Raw genomic sequence first — 18,646 nt, 5'->3', positions numbered from 1 at the left:
ACTATGTATGCATCAGCGCTTTGAATTTATGCAGGACGTTGCAAGCACCCCGTGTGCAACGTGTGAGCGTCAGCGCAGCTCGCCACATAAATCCAGTTCGAGCAGTCGACGAACTTCTGCCGTTTCCAGCCCTGCGCCCAGCAACGCATGCAATTTACCGAATGCCGCTTCGCGGGTCATGCCGCCGCCGGACAAGACACCGACCCCACGCAAGCGGCTGCCGGCCTCGTAAATATCGAGTTCGACACCGCCTTCATGGCACTGAGTGACGGCGACCACCACGATGCCTTTATCCCGTGCCCGCTCCAGGCTGGCGAGAAACTCGGGGTTGTCGCTCGGTCCGGTGCCGCTGCCGTAGCATTCCAGCACCAAGCCCTGAATGCCGCTATCGAGCATGCCGCCCAGTACCTCGGCGCCAATCCCGGGGAACAGGGGCAATACAGCGACTTTCGCCAGTTGCCTGCGCTGGTTGTAGTTCAGTTGCGTGGGCAGCGACGTGGCTTTCACGCCACCCCCCTGGCGCTCCAGGCGCTTGAACGGATGACGACCGAAACTACGAACCTTTGCGCAACGGGTGGCGTCCAGCAACTCACCGTGGAAGTACAAATGCACGCCTGGCGCCAAGCCGTGGCCCAGTGCAACGAGTGCGCCGCTGAGGTTTTCCCAGGCATCGCTGTCGGTCACGCCGGCCGGGAGCATAGAGCCGGTAAACACCACGCGCGCGTGCAGGCCGAGCAATTGAAAGCTCATGGCCGCTGCGCTGTAGGCCAGGGTGTCGGTGCCGTGCAGGATCAACACACTGTCGCAGCCTTGCTCATCAACGGCATCGACGACGGCTTCACGCAGTTGTTGCCAATAAGCAGGGCTCATGTTGGCACTGTCGATCAGCGGCGACATCTCGCGAAAGCGCCACTGTGGCACCACAAGTTCGAGTTGGCTGTGCAGGTGGTCGCGCATCCGTGCTTCGAAACCGGACGCCGGGGCCAGGCCATTGGCGCTGGCTTGCATGCCGATGGTGCCACCGGTGTAGAGCACCATGACGTGCTGAGCGCCGGGGTAGGTCGAGGAATTCATGGGGTTTCTCCAAGAACGAAGACTTCCTGTGGGAGCGAGCCAGCTCGCTCCCACAGGGCAAATCGCACTTTAACCGATCAGCGTTGCGCTGCGGTCACGCCTTGAGGCTCAGCTTCGGCCTTCGTCGCGGCGGCCGGCGGGTTGGCGGGCCAGGCGTTCAGGTCCAGGTCCAGGTCCGGGAACTTGCTCGAATCGAACACGGGGGTCTTGATCCCGGCAGCACGCTGGTCATCGTAGTCACGCAGGATGCGCATGCCGACTTTGAACAGCAGGAACAGCGCGATCAGGTTGACGAACGCCAGCAGGGTCATGGTGATGTCGGCGAAGGCGAACACCGTGCCGAGGTTTTCGATGGCACCCCAGAAGATCAACACCAATACCAAGGCACGGTAACCCATCAGCGCCCAGCGGTTTTCACCGATCAGGAAGCGCAGATTGCTCTCGCCCAGGTAGTAGTTGTAGAGGATCGAGGTAAACACGAACAACGACAGGGCCACGGAGATGAACACCCGGCCCCAGTCACCGACCACGGCGGCCAGGGAATTCTGGGTCAGGGCAATGCCGTCGCCTTCGAAGCCAGGGGTGTAGAAGCCCGACAGTAGGATCAGCAACGCGGTGCAGGTGCAGATCACGAAGGTGTCGAGGAACACGCTGAACGCTTGAACCACGCCTTGTGCCACCGGGTGCTCAACCGACGCCACAGCTGCTACGTTTGGCGCACTGCCCAGGCCCGCTTCGTTGGCGAACACGCCTCGCTTAACGCCCATGATGATTGCGCTGCCGACGAGGCCGCCGAAGGCCTGATCCAGACCGAAGGCACTTTTGACGATGGTCATCAGCATCGCTGGAACGTGGTCGAATTGCAGCACGATCACGTAGAGGGTCACGCCGATGTAGACCAGGGTTTTCACCGGTACCAACAGGTCAGCGACCTTGGCGATGCGCTTGATGCCACCGATGAACACCAGGCCCAGCAATACGGCCAGCGCCGCGCCGGTGTAATGCGGGTCGAATTTGAACGCGTCCTGCAGCGAGTGAGTCACGGCGTGGGATTGGAGGCCGTTGAAGGCGAAGCCGAAGGTCACGAGCAACAGGAATGCCATGACCATGCCCAACCAGCGTTTTTGCAGGCCATGTTGAATGTAATAGGACGGGCCGCCACGGTAGGTGCCGTCGGAGTCGCAGCGCTTGTAGAGCTGGCCGAGGGAACACTCAAAAAAGCTGCTGGACATGCCGACCAGCGCGGTCACCCACATCCAGAACACCGCGCCAGGGCCGCCCATGGTGACGGCGATGCCGACACCGGCGATGTTGCCTGCACCAACGCGGCCGGCGAGGCTGAGCATCAGGGCCTGGAACGAGCTGAGTTGACCGGTGCTGCTTTTGAGGCTGTCGCGGAACACCGCGAACATATGGAAGAAGTGGCGCAATTGAACGAAACGCGAGCGGATCGTGAAGTAACCACCGAGCCCGACAATGAGCACGATCAGTACTTTCTCTGAGAGGAAGCCGTTGATGACTTCGAGCATGGAGTATTCCTCGCTGTTTTTTGTTTAAGCAAATGCTGGCGGGGCAGACACATCGCGTTACACCGGTTTGCGCGGGGCAAAGCAGGTGAGGCGAAGGTTCATCCCGGCTCCATATCGCGGGTTGTTATTAGGTCGGGTTTCGCATGTGTTTGGGCCTCGTTACCGACGACCGCTCACGCGAAGAGGGGCCGCACTATACCGATCAGTGGCGTGCCCGTCTGCACGGTTGTGGTGCAAACGACGAAACGAAGCGTTGAAACTCCCGACGTTTCTGGCGTCGGGTTTATGTGAAAGCTGTTTCATGTAGAAGCGAGCCTGTTTGCGAAGAGGGCGGCACATCCAGCATCGATGTGCTCGGCCTATCGTTTTCGCGAGCAGGCTCGCTCCCATATTTCTCAGCGTTCAAACATTCTGTTGTTGCTGCCAAAGGGTTAAAAAAAAGGGCTTGGGAAATAAATCCCCAAGCCCTCAAAAGGTGAGAGGTGTCTAGTCCCTCGACCTGGTGAGCGTGGTTCCTGATGAAAGGAACCGGCGTTTTGGTTAGGCCTTCAGAGGCACCAGACGCGGAGCAATCATGTTTTCCGGGCGCAGGATGTCGGCGAGCATCGCTTCGTCGAGCAAGCCTTCTTCGCGCACCAGTTCCAGTACGCCGCGACCGCTTTCGAGAGCGATACGGGCGATACGGGTGGCATTTTCGTAGCCGATGTACGGGTTCAGTGCGGTGACCAGGCCGATCGAGTGTTCGACCAGTTCGCGGCAGCGTGCTTCGTTGGCAGTGATGCCGACGATGCAGTGCTCGCGCAGCATGTCCATGGCGCGTTGCAGCAGGCGGATCGAGTCGAAGATCTTGAACGCGATCAGCGGCTCCATCACGTTCAACTGCAACTGGCCGCCTTCGGCCGCAATGGTCAGCGCCAGGTCGTTGCCGATGATCTGGAACGCGACTTGGTTAACAGCTTCCGGGATCACCGGGTTGACCTTGCCGGGCATGATCGAGCTGCCAGGCTGACGCGCTGGCAAGTTGATTTCGTTGATGCCGGTGCGTGGTCCGCTGGACAACAGACGCAGATCGTTGCAGATCTTCGACAGCTTGACCGCAGTGCGCTTGAGCATGCCGGAGAACAGCACGAAGGCGCCCATGTCTGACGTGGCTTCGATCAGGTCAGCCGCCGGCACCAGCGGTTGACCGCTGATGATTGCCAGGCGCGAGACGGCCAGGTGCTGGTAGCGCGGGTCGGCGTTGATGCCGGTGCCAATCGCGGTGCCGCCCAGGTTGACTTCGGTCAGCAGCTCGGGGGCCAGGGTCTTCAGACGCGCCAGGTCTTCGCTCAGGGTGGTGGCGAACGCACGGAACTCTTGACCCAAGGTCATTGGCACGGCGTCTTGCAGTTGGGTGCGGCCCATTTTCAGGACGTGGTTGAACTCCACACCCTTGGCGGCGAATGCCTGGATCAGGCTGTCGAGGCTGGCCAGCAGCGCGTCGTGACCCAGCAGCAGACCCAGGCGGATCGCGGTGGGATAGGCGTCGTTGGTGGACTGCGCCATGTTCACGTCGTTGTTCGGGTGCAGGTACTGGTATTCGCCTTTCTGGTGACCCATGGCCTCCAGCGCGATGTTGGCGATGACTTCGTTGGCATTCATGTTGGTCGACGTGCCGGCGCCGCCTTGAATCATGTCCACCACGAACTCTTCGTGGAAATCACCGCGGATCAATCGGGCACAGGCTTCGCTGATGGCGGCGTGCTTGGCTTCGTTCAGATGACCCAGCTCGCGGTTGGCGTCAGCGGCGGCCTGTTTGACCATTGCCAGACCGACAACCAGTTTCGGGTAATGCGAAATCGGAACGCCGGAGAGACGGAAGTTGTTCACCGCTCGCAGGGTCTGGATGCCGTAATACGCTTGAGCGGGTACTTCGAGTACGCCAAGCAGGTCTTTTTCTGTGCGCAAAGATGCAGCGGAGGACATGATAGAAATCATCTCGATAAGGACCCGGTCAATGCCGGAACGCTGCGAATGCTAGGCTTGTGGTGTTTTTTGGGCCAATGCTGTTACGCACTAGCCTATGCACATTCGGCATAATGCCCGTGTGACGCCGCGTGTGCGGCGAGCGTGCGACCTAAATTGGTGCGTGTCCGGGAGGGCGTGATGAATCTGGAAAGCAAATGGTTGGAGGACTTTAGTGCCTTGGCCGCCACTCGCAGCTTCTCCCAGGCGGCCGAACGGCGCTTTGTGACCCAGCCAGCGTTCAGCCGGCGCATCCGCAGTCTTGAGACCGCGCTGGGCCTGCAATTGGTCAATCGCTCGCGCACACCGATCGAGCTGACGGCGGCGGGGCAGTTGTTTTTGGTCACCGCGCGCACGGTGGTCGAGCAGCTCGGCGAAGTGTTGCGTCACCTTCATCATTTGGAAGGCGGGCAGGGCGAGGTAATGCAGGTCGCGGCAGCGCACTCGTTGGCGCTGGGTTTCTTTCCGCGCTGGATTGCACAGCTGCGGAATGAAGGCCTGAACATCGCCACCCGATTAGTCGCCACCAACGTCGGCGACGCGGTGCATGCGTTGCGTGAAGGCGGGTGCGATTTGATGCTGGCGTTCTATGATCCGGACGCGGCGATGCAGATGGACCCGGAGATCTTCCCTTCGCTGCACCTGGGGCAGACTGAAATGTTGCCGGTGTGTGCGGCGGATGCCGAAGGCAAACCGTTGTTCGACCTGGAAGGCGAGGTCAGCGTGCCGTTGTTGGCCTACAGCGCCGGTGCCTTTCTCGGGCGCTCGGTGAATTTGCTGCTGCGCCAGCGCGCGCTGCGTTTTACCACTATTTATGAAACGGCCATGGCCGACAGCCTGAAAAGCATGGCGCTGGAGGGACTGGGGATTGCCTGGGTGCCACAACTGAGCGTGCGCGCCGAGTTGGCGCGTGGCGAATTGGTCGTGTGTGGTGGCCCGCAATGGCATGTGCCGCTGGAGATTCGACTGTATCGCTGCGCGCTGGTGCGCAAGGCCAATGTGCGTTTGCTGTGGCGCAAGCTTGAAGGCGGCGCGGCGCAAGGCACTTGAGTCCATCGCGTCACCCTGGGGGATTGTGGTGATCGTTCGCTGACCTTGAAGTCAATAAAACCGGCACTTCGCGCCGTATGACAGATGGTCGCCGCGGGGGCTGTTTATCTGCTTCATTGAGGTATACTGCGCGGCCTTCGGCCGGTCCAACCGGCCTTAATTCGCATACTCAAGCCACGCCGGATTTCCCGCGTGGCTTGTTGTTTTTTGACGCGCCTGCGGGCGCCCAGAGAGAAGAGGCACGACGATGAGCGCACTGGTTGGCGTGATCATGGGCTCCAAGTCCGATTGGTCCACCCTTAGCCACACCGCCGATATGCTGGAAAAGCTCGGCATCCCTTACGAGGTTAAAGTGGTCTCTGCCCACCGCACCCCGGACCTGCTGTTCCAGTACGCCGAAGAGGCTGAGGCGCGCGGGATCGAGGTGATTATTGCCGGTGCCGGTGGCGCGGCCCACTTGCCAGGCATGTGTGCGGCCAAGACTCACCTGCCGGTGCTGGGCGTGCCGGTGCAGTCGTCGATGCTTTCGGGCGTCGATTCGCTGCTGTCTATCGTGCAGATGCCCGCGGGCATTCCGGTGGCAACCCTGGCCATCGGCAAGGCGGGCGCGATCAACGCTGCGCTGCTGTCGGCAAGTATCCTGGGCGCCAAGCACCCGCAGTTCCACGCGGTACTGAAAACCTTCCGTGCTGAGCAGACAGACAGCGTTCTGGACAATCCAGACCCACGCATCGCCTGAGGTTGTTGACGATGAAGATCGGTGTAATCGGTGGCGGCCAGTTGGGTCGCATGTTGGCCTTGGCGGGCACCCCGCTGGGCATGAACTTCGCTTTTCTGGACCCCGCGCCAGACGCTTGCGCTGCTGCGCTGGGTGAGCACCTGCGGGCCGATTACGGTGATCAGGACCACTTGCGTCAATTAGCCGATGAAGTCGATCTGGTGACGTTCGAGTTCGAAAGCGTCCCGGCCGAAACGGTTGCGTTCCTTTCGCAGTTCGTCCCGGTGTACCCGAGCGCCGAAGCCCTGCGCATTGCGCGTGACCGTTGGTTTGAAAAAAGCATGTTCAAGGACCTGGGGATTCCGACCCCTGCCTTCGCTGATATCCAGTCGCAAGCCGATCTGGACGCCGCGGTAGTGTCTATCGGCCTGCCGGCCGTGCTGAAAACCCGCACCCTGGGTTATGACGGCAAGGGCCAGAAAGTGCTGCGCACGGCGCAAGACGTGGTGGGCACTTTTGCCGAATTGGGCAGCGTCGCCTGCCTGCTGGAAGGCTTCGTGCCGTTCACTGGCGAAGTTTCGTTGATCGCTGTGCGTGCTCGCGATGGCGAAACGAAGTTCTATCCGCTGGTCCATAACACCCACGACAATGGCATCCTCAAGCTGTCCGTGGCCAGCACCGACCACCCGCTGCAAGCCTTGGCTGAAGATTATTCCAGCCGTGTGCTCAAACAGCTGGAGTACGTCGGCGTGATGGCGTTCGAGTTCTTCGAAGTTGACGGTGGTCTGAAGGCCAACGAAATCGCCCCGCGCGTCCATAACTCAGGGCATTGGACCACTGAAGGCGCCGAGTGCAGCCAGTTCGAAAACCACTTGCGGGCCATCGCCGGTCTGCCGCTGGGCTCGACAGCCAAGGTCGGGGAGAGCGCAATGCTGAACTTTATCGGTGTCGTGCCGCCGGTAAAAAAAGTCATCGCGATTGCTGATTGCCATTTGCACCACTATGGCAAGGCGTTCAAGGCTGGACGCAAGGTCGGTCACGCCAACCTGCGTTGCGCCGACAAGGCCACGCTGGCGCAGCAGATTCTTAAAGTCGAAGCGTTGATCGCCGAATAGTTTCATCAGGCATCGGCGGAACCTTCAGGGGTCGCCGTTCTCTGATGGCAGGATGTCAAAGTCTGACTAGGCTTATATCCAAATCACTCAGAGGGAAACGCCATGGGAATCATTGGAACCATCTTTATCGGCTTGATCGTCGGCCTGTTGGCTCGCTTCCTGAAGCCGGGCGATGACAGCATGGGTTGGATCATGACTATCTTGCTCGGTATCGGCGGTTCGCTGGCAGCCACCTACGGCGGTCAGGCGTTGGGCATTTATCAAGCCGGCCAAGGCGCAGGTTTCTTCGGTGCGTTGGTGGGTGCGATCGTGCTGCTGGTGATCTACGGCCTGTTCAAAAAGAGCTGATTCAAGCGACAAAGCCCTCTCTGCCGCGCAGGTCGAGAGGGCTAGAATGCTCGCCATTGCCCCATCCTTTCCTTTGTCGAGCATCCCCATGCGCCGTCTTCTGTTGAGTCTCCTTTTTCTGGGTTCGGGCTTCGCCCATGCCGGCGAATTGCCTGAAACCGATTGGCTGGAACTGATGCCCAAGTCGGACCAGAAAGCCCTCGAGGCCATGCCCGAAATCGATCATAACTCCCCCGAGGCCACTGGCACGTTTACCGACAAAGGTGGCCTGAAGCAAAGCAAAGGCTTGCCGGCGGTGATGTATTCGACCAAAACCGTGCCGTCGATGAACGACAAGAGCATCCGTATTGGTGGCTATCCAGTCCCGCTGGAAACCGATGCCAAGGGCCGCAGTACGCTGTTCTTTCTCGTGCCATACCCAGGCGCCTGTATCCATGTGCCGCCACCGCCGCCTAACCAGTTGGTGCTGGTGCGATACCCCAAGGGGTTGAAGCTGGACGATATCTACACACCGCTGTGGGTGACGGGCACGCTGAAGATCGAGAAGGTCAACAACGACTTGGCGGATGCAGCGTATGCGTTGGAAGCAGCGAAAGTGCGGGTAGTCAAAGAGTCGGATCTATAAACACAGCCATTCATATTGGAGCAGGCCCGCCCGCGGTGAGGCTCGCTCCAACCATGGTTTTGTGGTGCTAGAGAGGTTTGCTGCCGATGCTCACGCCTAGGGTGTGACGGGCGCCGGCCTCCAGCTTCACCACATCGTCCATCACGTTTGCCGTCTCAATGCACAGCATGCGCTGCCAGCCATCTTCGGCCATGTCGCTGAATGCCGCTGCCCGATCAATCCATGGGTTCCAGATCACCGTCGAGCGCGAACCGCTGCTGGTCAGTTCGATGCGTCGTTTCCAGGCGGGGTCGACAATACTTAGCGTCGCCGGGGTGTTGAGGTAGATGCGGTCGGTCTCACCGATAAAGCGCAGGTCGCCGGTTTGCTTGACGATGTTCCAGTCGTCCAGGGTTTCGATGTAGCTCAAGCCATCCAGGCCCTCAACCTGCACGTCGCGCACATCGCTGACCGCGAAATAGCTGTGCAGCGCCTGGCTGATGCTAACGGCTTCTTGGCCCTGGTTATGGCTGGTTAGGCTGATGTGCAACTGGTTGTCGAGGCGAATACTCAGTTTCAAATCCACCTGATGTGGCCAGCCCGGCAGGCCACCTTCGGGGTAGGGCAGTACGAATTCCACCGTCAGGCTTTCACCCTCGGTTGCCATTTCCCCCAGCGCCCAGTCCATCGTCCGCACGAGTCCGTGGGCCGTCGCCGGTTCGTTGCTGATGCGCATGTCCCGAACACTCTGCGGGTTGCGCGGCAGGTTGCCGAACCACGGCCAGCACACCGGCACACCGGCGCGGATGCTTTTGCCGGTCTTGAACAGCGCCTGGTCGTTGAGCCAGATCAGCGGCGGTTGTCCTGCCACTTGATAGCTCAGGATGTGCGCGCCTTGCTGGGCCACCAGCAATTCGGCCTGACCGTGGCGGATGCACCAGCAGTTCAGTTCATCCAGTTTCACGGCTTCAACGTTGGGCGTGCTCATGGGCAACTCTCGATCGGTAACAGGACTGCAATGGACCGTAAAACGATGGCCGCGTTTAACGCTCCCCAGGTTTAACGAGCGCGCGGCGGCACCGAGCGGGTGCGGCCGCTGCCGTCGATGGCGACGAACACGAATACGGCTTCAGTCACTTTTCGCCACTCACTGGACAGTGGATCGTCGCTCCAGACCTCGACCATCATTCGGATCGAGCTGCGGCCGATTTCCAGGGCCTGCGTGTAGAAGGAGAGCTGTGCGCCCACCGCCACCGGAACCAGGAACGCCATACGGTCGATCGCCACGGTGGCCACGCGGCCACCCGCAACCTTGCTGGCCATTGCGGTGCCGGCCAAATCCATTTGTGCGACTAGCCAGCCGCCGAAAATATCGCCAAAGCCGTTGGTTTCGCGCGGCAGGGCGGTAATTTGCAGGGCCAGGTCGCCTTGCGGGATTGGATCTTCTTGTTCGAGCTCTATCATGCCGGGGGTGCCTCTGACCCGTGACTCTACGTTGGTCTTTCAGGTGAATAGCCGTCTTCGGGAAAAACGATTCAGCCCCGAACATACTACGTTCGTCACGTTTTCCATAAGGCGCCTAAAGGGAAACTCTGCGAAATAGGCTGGCCGGTGCCAACGACGTTTTCGCACAGCAACCCGTTACAAGCAGGTGCAGGGTTGCGAGTATATCGGTCGGTAGACCCCGAGACGACCGCCGGGTTCTCATTTACACCGTCAAATACGCGCCTATATGTGCTTTTTTGAACAATTTGCTATCGTGCCGAACCTGCCCAAGCCTCCGCCAGCGTTGTTGAGGTTGCAGATCCGACTATAAGAGAAGCCCTTGCCATGACCTCAGCGCCCTCGAGCATCGCGCAGCCGACCCAATCCGCACGTCCGTTAACCCGCGACGATTACAAGACCCTGTCGCTGTCGGCCTTGGGCGGCGCGCTGGAGTTTTACGACTTCATCATCTTCGTCTTCTTTGCCACGGTGGTTGGCAAGCTGTTCTTTCCGGCCGACATGCCAGAGTGGCTGCGCCTGATGCAGACGTTCGGCATCTTCGCCGCGGGCTACCTCGCGCGGCCCTTGGGCGGGATTGTAATGGCGCACTTTGGCGACCTGCTGGGGCGCAAAAAAATGTTCACCCTGAGCATTTTCATGATGGCCGTGCCGACCTTGATCATGGGCCTGCTGCCGACCTACGCACAGATCGGCATGTGGGCACCGATCCTGCTGTTGGTGATGCGCGTGATCCAGGGCGCGGCGATTGGCGGTGAAGTGCCGGGCGCCTGGGTCTTCGTTTCCGAACACGTGCCGCAGCGGCACATTGGCTACGCCTGCGGCACCCTGACCAGTGGCCTAACTGCCGGTATCCTCTTGGGCTCGTTGGTCGCGACGGTTATCAACAGCCTCTATACCCCGGTGGAAGTCGCGGATTACGCCTGGCGAATTCCCTTCCTGCTGGGCGGCGTGTTTGGCCTGTTCTCGGTGTACCTGCGCCGCTGGCTCCACGAAACCCCGGTGTTCGCCGAGCTGCAACTGCGCAAAGCCCTGGCTGAAGAAGTGCCGCTACGCGCGGTGCTGCGTGACCATCGTGGGGCGATCCTGATTTCCATGTTGCTGACCTGGCTGCTGTCCGCCGGCATCATTGTGGTCATTCTGATGACCCCGACCGTGTTGCAGACGGTCTACCACTTCTCGCCGACGACGGCGTTGCAGGCCAACAGCCTGGCGATTGTGTTCTTGAGCCTGGGCTGTGTGGCCTCCGGCGCATTAGCGGATCGCTTCGGCGCGGGTCGCGTGTTTGTCTTCGGCAGCGGCTTATTGTTGCTGAGTTCCTGGACCTTCTATCACAGCCTGTTCAACCACCCTGAATGGCTGTTTCCGATGTACGCCGTGACCGGAATGCTGGTTGGCACCATCGGCGCCGTACCGTATGTGATGGTCAAGGCCTTTCCGGCCGTGGTGCGCTTCAGCGGGTTGTCGTTCTCCTACAACCTGGCCTACGCCATTTTTGGCGGTCTGACGCCAATGATCGTCACCCTTCTGCTCAAGGAAAGCCCGATGGGGCCTGCCTACTATGTGGCGATCATTTGTGGCGTCGGGATTTTGGTGGGTGCTTATCTTTGGAAGGAGGGGCGCTAAGGGCAACACGAATTACACTGCCGGATGCCGAATGCTGGCCTTTCATCTAATTGTCATATTTCAGCCATAGAGTGTTCACACGGCCTGCTGATACTTGGCCCCGACTTAACACACCCTATCTGCTAGGAGTAAGGCATGAAACTGAAGCGTTTGATGGCGGCAATGACTTTTGTCGCTGCTGGCGTTGCGACCGCTAACGCGTTCGCCGCTGTTGACCCGTCGATCCCGAGCTACACCAAGACCACTGGTGTGTCGGGCAACCTGTCCAGCGTCGGCTCCGATACCCTGGCCAACCTCATGACCCTGTGGGCTGAGAACTACAAAAAAGAATACCCGAACGTAAATATCCAGATTCAGGCCGCTGGCTCCGCCACTGCGCCACCTGCGTTGACTGAAGGCACCTCTAACCTGGGCCCGATGAGCCGCAAAATGAAGGACACCGAACTGGCTGCCTTCGAGCAGAAGTACGGCTACAAGCCAACCGCTATCCCGGTGGCCGTGGACGCCCTGGCCGTCTTCGTACACAAAGACAACCCGATCCAGCACCTGACCATGGAGCAAGTCGACGCAATCTTCTCTTCGACTCGTCTGTGCGGCGCTAAAACCGAAGTCAAAACCTGGGGTGACCTGGGCGTGACGGGCGACCTGGCCAACAAGCCAGTTCAACTGTTCGGTCGTAACTCGGTATCCGGCACTTACGGCTACTTCAAGGAAGAAGCCCTGTGCAAAGGCGACTACAAGCCAAACGTCAACGAACAACCAGGTTCGGCGTCGGTCGTGCAGTCGATCAGCTCCTCGCTGAACGGCATCGGTTATTCGGGCATCGGCTACAAAACTGCTAGCGTGAAAACAGTCGCTCTGTCGAAGAAAGGCAGCACTGAGTTCATCGAAGACAGCGAAGAAAACGCCCTGAACGGTAAATACCCGCTGTCGCGTTTCCTTTACGTCTACGTCAACAAAGCCCCGAACAAGCCTCTGGCCCCGCTGGAAGCCGAGTTCGTGAAACTGGTTCTGTCTAAACAGGGCCAGGAAGTGGTAGTGAAAGACGGCTATATCCCACTGCCGGCCAAAGTTGCTGCAAAAGCACTGGCTGACCTGGGTCTGCAAGAAGGCAGCGCTGAAGTCGCAAAGAAGTAACACCCTGAGTCCGGGTTAGTCCTCGGGCTCTAGTGAGGGAGCGTTTCGCTCCCTCACGCCCCTCTAATTTTTTGCTCCGCTGCCCGTTCACTCGAGCGGCGGTTTTGTTGCGTCACTGCACTGTCATCTTTCTGTCATACAGGATCGCTAGGGTGTGCGCATGAATGATCTGGCCAATTCCCCAATGACTACGACGTCCCCTCCCAAGCGCATTGATTTCAATACGCCTGAGCTGAAACGCAAGCGCCGCATTCGTGCGCTTAAAGATCGCCTGACCCGCTGGTACGTTTTCGTTGGCGGCCTTGCTGTGCTCGGCGCAATCACGCTGATCTTCTTCTTCCTGGCCTACGTCGTTGCGCCTTTGTTCCAGGGTGCTAGCCTGAGCGCCCACGATGCGATCACCCCCGCCTGGATAAAAGACGCCGGCAAACCGTTGCTGATCTCGCTGGAAGAGCAGAACCAGGTCGCGATGCGTATTTCCGACAAGGGCCAGGCGCTGTTTTTTGATATCGACAGTGGCGCCGAACTCAAGCGCGTCGATCTGCCGGTTCCGGCGGGCACCACCGTGACCTCCATTGCTAAAGACCAGCCAGGTCATCCGCTGGTGGCGGTCGGCCTGTCCAACGGTCAGGTTCTGGTATTTCGGCACACCTATAAAGTCAGTTACCCGGACGGCAAGAAGACCATCTCGCCGGCCATTGAGTACCCCTACGGCGAAGCCCCGATTGTGCTGAACGAGGCGGGCGGTGCGCTGGAACACGTCAGCCTCAATGCCACTGATACCACGCTGCTGCTGGCCGGCTCTACCGGTTCGCAGTTGCAGGTACTGTCGCTGACGAGCGAAGAAAACATGATGACTGGCGAAGTCACCAACGAGCAGAAGCGCATCGATCTGCCGCAAATGACTGAGCCGGTTAAAAACATCTTTGTCGACCCACGTCAGCAGTGGTTGTACGTGATTAACGGGCGCGCCCAGGCCGACGTGTTCAGCCTCAGCGAAAAAAGCCTCAACGGTCGCTACAAACTGCTCGAAGACGGTGACGCTCAAGTCACCGCCAGTACCCAGTTGGTGGGCGGTATTTCGCTGATCATCGGTAACTCCAAAGGTGGCTTGGCCCAGTGGTTCATGGCCCGCGATCCGGATGGCGAGCAGCGGCTGAAGCAGATTCGTACCTTCCAGATGGGCACCACGCCGATCGTAGAAGTCAACGCCGAAGAGCGTCGCAAAGGCTTCGTCGCGCTGGATGCCTCCGGCAAACTCGGCGTGTTCCATAGCACGGCTCACCGCACGCTGTTGGTGAATCAAGTGATCGACGGCGAAGGTCTTTTCGGGCTCTCGCCGCGCGCCAACCGCCTGATCGTGGAGGCGGGTGGCAAGCTGCAACCGCTGCTGCTGGATAACCCGCACCCCGAGGTTTCCTGGAGCGCGTTGTGGAGCAAGGTCTGGTACGAAAACTACGACGAGCCTAAATACGTCTGGCAATCGACGGCCGCCAATACCGACTTCGAACCCAAGATGAGCTTGGCACCGCTGACCTTCGGCACGCTCAAGGCTGCGTTCTACGCCATGCTGCTGGCTGCTCCGCTGGCCGTTGCCGCGGCTATCTACACCGCCTACTTCATGGCCCCGAGTCTGCGCCGCAAGGTCAAGCCGGTGATCGAGCTGATGGAGGCGATGCCGACGGTGATCCTCGGTTTCTTCGCCGGTCTGTTCCTTGCCCCTTATGTAGAAGGGCACTTACCAGGGATTTTCAGCCTGTTGCTGCTGATGCCGGTCGGTATTCTGGTGGCCGGTTTCACCTTCAGTCGCTTGCCTGAGTCGATTCGCCTGCGGGTGCCGGACGGCTGGGAAAGCGCGATTTTGATTCCGGTGATTCTGTTTGTGGGCTGGTTGTCGCTGTACATGAGCCCGTATATGGAAACCTGGTTCTTCGGCGGTGACATGCGCATGTGGATCTCCCACGACCTGGGCATCACCTACGATCAGCGCAACGCTCTGGTGGTCGGTCTGGCCATGGGTTTCGCAGTGATCCCGAATATCTACTCCATCGCCGAAGACGCCGTGTTCAGCGTGCCGCGTGGCCTGACCCTGGGGTCTCTGGCCCTCGGCGCTACGCCGTGGCAAACCATGACCCGCGTGGTGATCCTCACCGCCAGCCCCGGTATTTTCTCGGCGCTGATGATCGGCATGGGCCGTGCGGTCGGTGAAACCATGATCGTGTTGATGGCTACCGGCAACACCCCGGTCATGGAAATGAACCTGTTCGAAGGCCTGCGCACCTTGGCGGCTAACGTCGCGGTGGAAATGCCGGAGTCGGAAGTAGGCGGCAGCCATTACCGCGTGCTGTTCCTGTCGGCGCTGGTGCTGCTGTTGTTCACCTTCGTCATGAACACCCTCGCGGAACTGATTCGTCAGCGTCTGCGCAAGAAATACTCGTCGCTTTAAGAAAGGTAGAAGTCTGTGAAACAGAACTCCCTGAACGGATGGTTCAAGAGCGGCGCCCCTGGCGTCTGGATCAGCGGTGGCGCGGTGTCCATCGCCGTCATCATGACCATTGGGTTGTTGGCGGTGATCGCTGTGCGCGGTCTGGGGCACTTCTGGCCGGCGGACTTGGTCCATGCCAGCTACGACGTACCGGGCCAGGCTAATCACCTGGTTATCGGCGAAGTGGTGCAGAAAGAAGAAGTGCCGCGTGAGCGCCTGAAAAGTGCTGGCCTGCCGGTGCCCGATGCGGGCCCGGAGTTCATGACCCGTGAGCTGATCAAGGTCGGTAACCGTGACTTGAACGGCAATGACTTCACCTGGATTGTCGGCGAGTGGCTGACCAATCTGACGACTCCGCCAGAGCTGATGACCATTGAGCGTCGTGAGTGGGGCAACTTCTACGGTTACCTGGTCAACGTCAAACAGGACGGCAAGGTCATCGCTGAAGGTGAAGCGAGTTGGCCTGAGTTGCAGGCGCGGGTTAATCGCGTCAACAAAATCGCGGCCCAGCTCAAGAGCCTGGAAAAATCCGACATCGGCGCGATCAACGCCGGTCTCGAACGCATCCGTCTGCACGGTCGCAAACTGGAACTGGCCGGCAAGCTCGACGCCGCTGCGCAAGCCGACATGGATGGCGAGCGCGCTGAACTGAACGCTCGTTATCAAGACATCGAAGTGCGCCTTGGCGATTTGCACGCGCAGTTCAATCGCGACAGCCTGACGGCTCGCGATGCCAACGGCAAAGAGATCGAAATCCCGATTGGCAAAGTCGTTCACGCCTATCAGCCGAATGCCATGGGCTACCTCACCAAGATTGGCTTCTATTTCAGCAAGGTCTGGGAGTTCCTCAGCGACGACCCGCGTGAAGCAAATACCGAGGGCGGGATCTTCCCGGCGATTTTCGGCACTGTGATGATGACCCTGATCATGGCGATGATCGTGACCCCGTTCGGCGTACTGGCCGCGGTCTACCTTCGCGAGTATGCGAAGCAGAACGCCATGACGCGCCTGATCCGTATTGCGGTGAACAACCTGGCGGGGGTTCCGGCGATTGTTTACGGCGTGTTCGGCCTGGGCTTCTTCGTCTATGTGCTGGGCGGTTCGGTGGATCGATTGTTCTTCCCTGAAGCGTTGCCGGCGCCGACTTTCGGTACGCCGGGCCTGCTCTGGGCCTCGCTGACCCTGGCGCTGCTGGCGGTTCCGGTGGTCATCGTGGCCACCGAAGAAGGCCTCGCGCGGATTCCCCGCACCGTTCGCGAAGGCTCGTTGGCCCTCGGCGCGACCAAGGCTGAAACGTTGTGGAAGATTGTGCTGCCCATGGCCAGCCCGGCAATGATGACCGGGATGATCCTTGCCGTGGCCCGCGCCGCGGGTGAAGTGGCGCCGCTGATGCTGGTGGGTGTGGTGAAGCTGGCGCCGTCGCTGCCGGTGGATGGCAACTACCCGTACCTGCACCTGGACCAGAAGATCATGCACTTGGGCTTCCATATTTATGACGTTGGCTTCCAGAGCCCGAACGTCGAAGCTGCACGGCCGTTGGTCTATGCCACGGCGCTGCTGCTGGTGCTGGTGATCGCCACGCTCAACCTGTCGGCCGTGTACATACGCAACCATCTGCGCGAGAAATACAAAGCGCTGGATAGTTAATAACCGCCGGAATGATTTTTAGGTGGGAGCAAGCTGCTCGCGAAGCTTTTGGCGCCAGAGATGGCCCCTTCGCGAGCAGGCTCGCTTCCACACCACCGAACCGAATTTGTTAGCACAGGGAGCCTCCCATGCAGCACGAAACACACACCCACGGCATCAACATGTCGGCCCTGGGGCGCGACAAACAAAGCCTGAGCCTTGAGCAGGAAACCGTGGCCATCGAAGTCCCGGGCCTGAGCTTGTTCTACGGCGACAAACAAGCGCTGTACGACGTCAGCATGAACATCCCGAAACAGCGCGTGACCGCGTTTATCGGGCCGTCTGGTTGCGGCAAGTCCACGTTGCTGCGCACGTTCAACCGTATGAACGATCTGGTGGACGGCTGCCGCGTTGAAGGCGCGATCAACCTCTATGGCAACAACATTTACCGCAAAGGTGAAGACGTCGCCGAGCTGCGTCGTCGCGTCGGCATGGTGTTCCAGAAGCCGAACCCGTTTCCGAAAACCATCTACGAAAACGTGGTTTATGGCCTGCGCATCCAGGGCATCAACAAGAAGCGCATTCTCGACGAAGCGGTTGAGTGGGCACTTAAAGGTGCAGCGCTGTGGGACGAAGTCAAAGACCGGCTGCATGAGTCGGCCCTCGGCTTGTCCGGTGGTCAGCAGCAACGTCTGGTGATCGCGCGCACCATCGCCGTAGAACCCGAAGTGCTGTTGCTCGACGAACCGTGCTCGGCGCTCGACCCAATCTCGACGTTGAAAGTCGAAGAGCTGATCTACGAACTCAAATCCAAGTTCACCATCGTCATCGTGACCCACAACATGCAGCAGGCCGCGCGGGTTTCCGACTACACGGCGTTCATGTACATGGGCAAACTGGTGGAATTTGGCGACACCGACACGCTGTTCACCAATCCGGCGAAGAAGCAGACCGAAGACTACATCACCGGTCGTTACGGCTAGGAAGCTGTTATTGCTCACTGAATTGACGCTGCGGTCCACCGCACCTTACCGGACGCTCCCAGGACGCCAACATGATTAGTAAAGAAGGCCTTACCCATCACATCTCCGCGCAGTTCAATGCCGAGCTTGAGGAAGTGCGCAGCCACCTCCTGGCCATGGGCGGGCTGGTGGAAAAACAGGTCAACGACGCGGTGACCGCGCTGATAGAGGCCGACTCCGGTCTGGCCCAGCAGGTTCGCGAGATCGACGACCAGATCAACCAGATGGAACGCAATATCGACGAAGAATGCCTGCGCATTCTTGCCCGTCGCCAGCCGGCGGCATCCGACCTGCGTCTGATTATCAGCATCTCCAAGTCGGTGATCGACCTGGAGCGTATCGGCGACGAAGCGACCAAGATTGCCCGCCGCGCCATTCAGTTGTGCGAAGAGGGCGAAGCGCCGCGTGGTTACGTTGAGGTGCGCCACATTGGCGACCAGGTGCGCAACATGGTGCGTGATGCGTTGGACGCATTTGCCCGGTTTGACGCCGACCTGGCGTTGTCGGTGGCTCAGTACGACAAAATCATCGACCGCGAATACAAGACCGCGCTGCGTGAGCTGGCGACTTACATGATGGAAGACCCGCGCTCTATCACAAGGGTCTTGAGCATTATTTGGGTGTTGCGTTCGCTGGAGCGGATCGGCGATCACGCCCGAAATATCTCTGAACTGGTGATTTATTTGGTGCGTGGCACCGACGTGCGGCACATGGGTCTCAAGCGCATGAAAGCAGAAGTGGAAGGCACAAGCGCCGAAACCGCTAATGTTCCGGGCAAAGCTGACGATAAGTAAGGTTGCCCAAG

At 59.6% G+C, this 18,646-nt stretch carries 16 protein-coding genes; 11 read left to right on the top strand and 5 right to left on the bottom strand.

What is annotated here, in order from left to right; all coding sequences use genetic code 11:
* Positions 1–69: 69 nt before the first annotated feature.
* From RHM68_RS25365 to aspA, 3 genes are all read right to left on the bottom strand, one after another.
* The gene (locus tag RHM68_RS25365; protein WP_322219718.1) at positions 70–1,074 is read right to left on the bottom strand and encodes an asparaginase; all 1,005 of its coding nucleotides are present in this window, start codon (positions 1,072–1,074) and stop codon (positions 70–72) included.
* 77 nt (positions 1,075–1,151) lie between these two features.
* A complete protein-coding gene (locus tag RHM68_RS25360) occupies positions 1,152–2,603 on the bottom strand; it encodes an alanine/glycine:cation symporter family protein (RefSeq protein WP_322219717.1) in 1,452 nt (483 codons plus the stop codon).
* Between the two features lie 540 nt (positions 2,604–3,143).
* On the bottom strand, positions 3,144–4,568 hold the full coding sequence (gene aspA / locus RHM68_RS25355; protein ID WP_322219716.1) for an aspartate ammonia-lyase: 1,425 nt from the start codon (positions 4,566–4,568) through the stop codon (positions 3,144–3,146).
* Between the two features lie 180 nt (positions 4,569–4,748).
* Here aspA and RHM68_RS25350 point away from each other — a divergent pair, with 180 nt between their 5' ends.
* From RHM68_RS25350 to RHM68_RS25330, 5 genes are all read left to right on the top strand, one after another.
* A complete protein-coding gene (locus RHM68_RS25350; RefSeq protein ID WP_322219715.1) occupies positions 4,749–5,657 on the top strand; it encodes a LysR substrate-binding domain-containing protein in 909 nt (302 codons plus the stop codon).
* 247 nt (positions 5,658–5,904) lie between these two features.
* The gene (gene purE, locus RHM68_RS25345) at positions 5,905–6,396 is read left to right on the top strand and encodes a 5-(carboxyamino)imidazole ribonucleotide mutase (RefSeq protein WP_019694319.1); all 492 of its coding nucleotides are present in this window, start codon (positions 5,905–5,907) and stop codon (positions 6,394–6,396) included.
* A gap of 11 nt (positions 6,397–6,407) precedes the next feature.
* A complete protein-coding gene (locus RHM68_RS25340) occupies positions 6,408–7,490 on the top strand; it encodes a 5-(carboxyamino)imidazole ribonucleotide synthase (RefSeq protein ID WP_322219714.1) in 1,083 nt (360 codons plus the stop codon).
* Between the two features lie 102 nt (positions 7,491–7,592).
* Positions 7,593–7,838 carry a GlsB/YeaQ/YmgE family stress response membrane protein gene (locus RHM68_RS25335; protein ID WP_322219713.1) on the top strand — a complete coding sequence of 82 codons (246 nt, stop codon included), beginning with the start codon at positions 7,593–7,595 and terminating at the stop codon, positions 7,836–7,838.
* 88 nt (positions 7,839–7,926) lie between these two features.
* Entirely contained in the window at positions 7,927–8,463 is a 537-nt protein-coding gene (locus RHM68_RS25330) for a DUF3299 domain-containing protein (RefSeq protein WP_322219712.1), read from the top strand.
* A 67-nt stretch (positions 8,464–8,530) separates the two neighbouring features.
* Here RHM68_RS25330 and RHM68_RS25325 read toward each other — a convergent pair whose 3' ends face one another.
* Both RHM68_RS25325 and RHM68_RS25320 read right to left on the bottom strand, forming a co-directional pair.
* Entirely contained in the window at positions 8,531–9,430 is a 900-nt protein-coding gene (locus RHM68_RS25325) for a D-hexose-6-phosphate mutarotase (RefSeq protein ID WP_322219711.1), read from the bottom strand.
* A gap of 71 nt (positions 9,431–9,501) precedes the next feature.
* Positions 9,502–9,906, bottom strand: a complete 405-nt coding sequence (locus tag RHM68_RS25320) for an acyl-CoA thioesterase (protein WP_322219710.1) — start codon at positions 9,904–9,906, stop codon at positions 9,502–9,504.
* Between the two features lie 366 nt (positions 9,907–10,272).
* Between RHM68_RS25320 and RHM68_RS25315 the strand changes: the two genes are divergently transcribed.
* From RHM68_RS25315 to phoU, 6 genes are all read left to right on the top strand, one after another.
* Positions 10,273–11,571, top strand: a complete 1,299-nt coding sequence (locus RHM68_RS25315) for an MFS transporter (RefSeq protein ID WP_322219709.1) — start codon at positions 10,273–10,275, stop codon at positions 11,569–11,571.
* A 135-nt stretch (positions 11,572–11,706) separates the two neighbouring features.
* Positions 11,707–12,708: a phosphate ABC transporter substrate-binding protein PstS gene (locus tag RHM68_RS25310; RefSeq protein ID WP_322219708.1), complete on the top strand. Its 1,002-nt coding sequence runs from the start codon at positions 11,707–11,709 to the stop codon at positions 12,706–12,708.
* Positions 12,709–12,868: 160 nt separating this feature from the next.
* On the top strand, positions 12,869–15,154 hold the full coding sequence (locus RHM68_RS25305) for an ABC transporter permease subunit (RefSeq protein ID WP_416195217.1): 2,286 nt from the start codon (positions 12,869–12,871) through the stop codon (positions 15,152–15,154).
* Between the two features lie 15 nt (positions 15,155–15,169).
* On the top strand, positions 15,170–16,840 hold the full coding sequence (gene pstA / locus RHM68_RS25300; RefSeq protein WP_322219707.1) for a phosphate ABC transporter permease PstA: 1,671 nt from the start codon (positions 15,170–15,172) through the stop codon (positions 16,838–16,840).
* A 128-nt stretch (positions 16,841–16,968) separates the two neighbouring features.
* Entirely contained in the window at positions 16,969–17,802 is an 834-nt protein-coding gene (pstB, locus tag RHM68_RS25295; RefSeq protein WP_007942698.1) for a phosphate ABC transporter ATP-binding protein PstB, read from the top strand.
* A gap of 71 nt (positions 17,803–17,873) precedes the next feature.
* Positions 17,874–18,635, top strand: a complete 762-nt coding sequence (gene phoU, locus RHM68_RS25290; RefSeq protein ID WP_322219706.1) for a phosphate signaling complex protein PhoU — start codon at positions 17,874–17,876, stop codon at positions 18,633–18,635.
* Positions 18,636–18,646: the final 11 nt, after the last annotated feature.

This window comes from Pseudomonas sp. DC1.2, from assembly GCF_034351645.1.
GTDB lineage: Bacteria > Pseudomonadota > Gammaproteobacteria > Pseudomonadales > Pseudomonadaceae > Aquipseudomonas.
The sequence above is the reverse complement of the archived record's forward strand: the minus strand, read 5'-3'. Positions and strand labels throughout refer to the sequence as shown.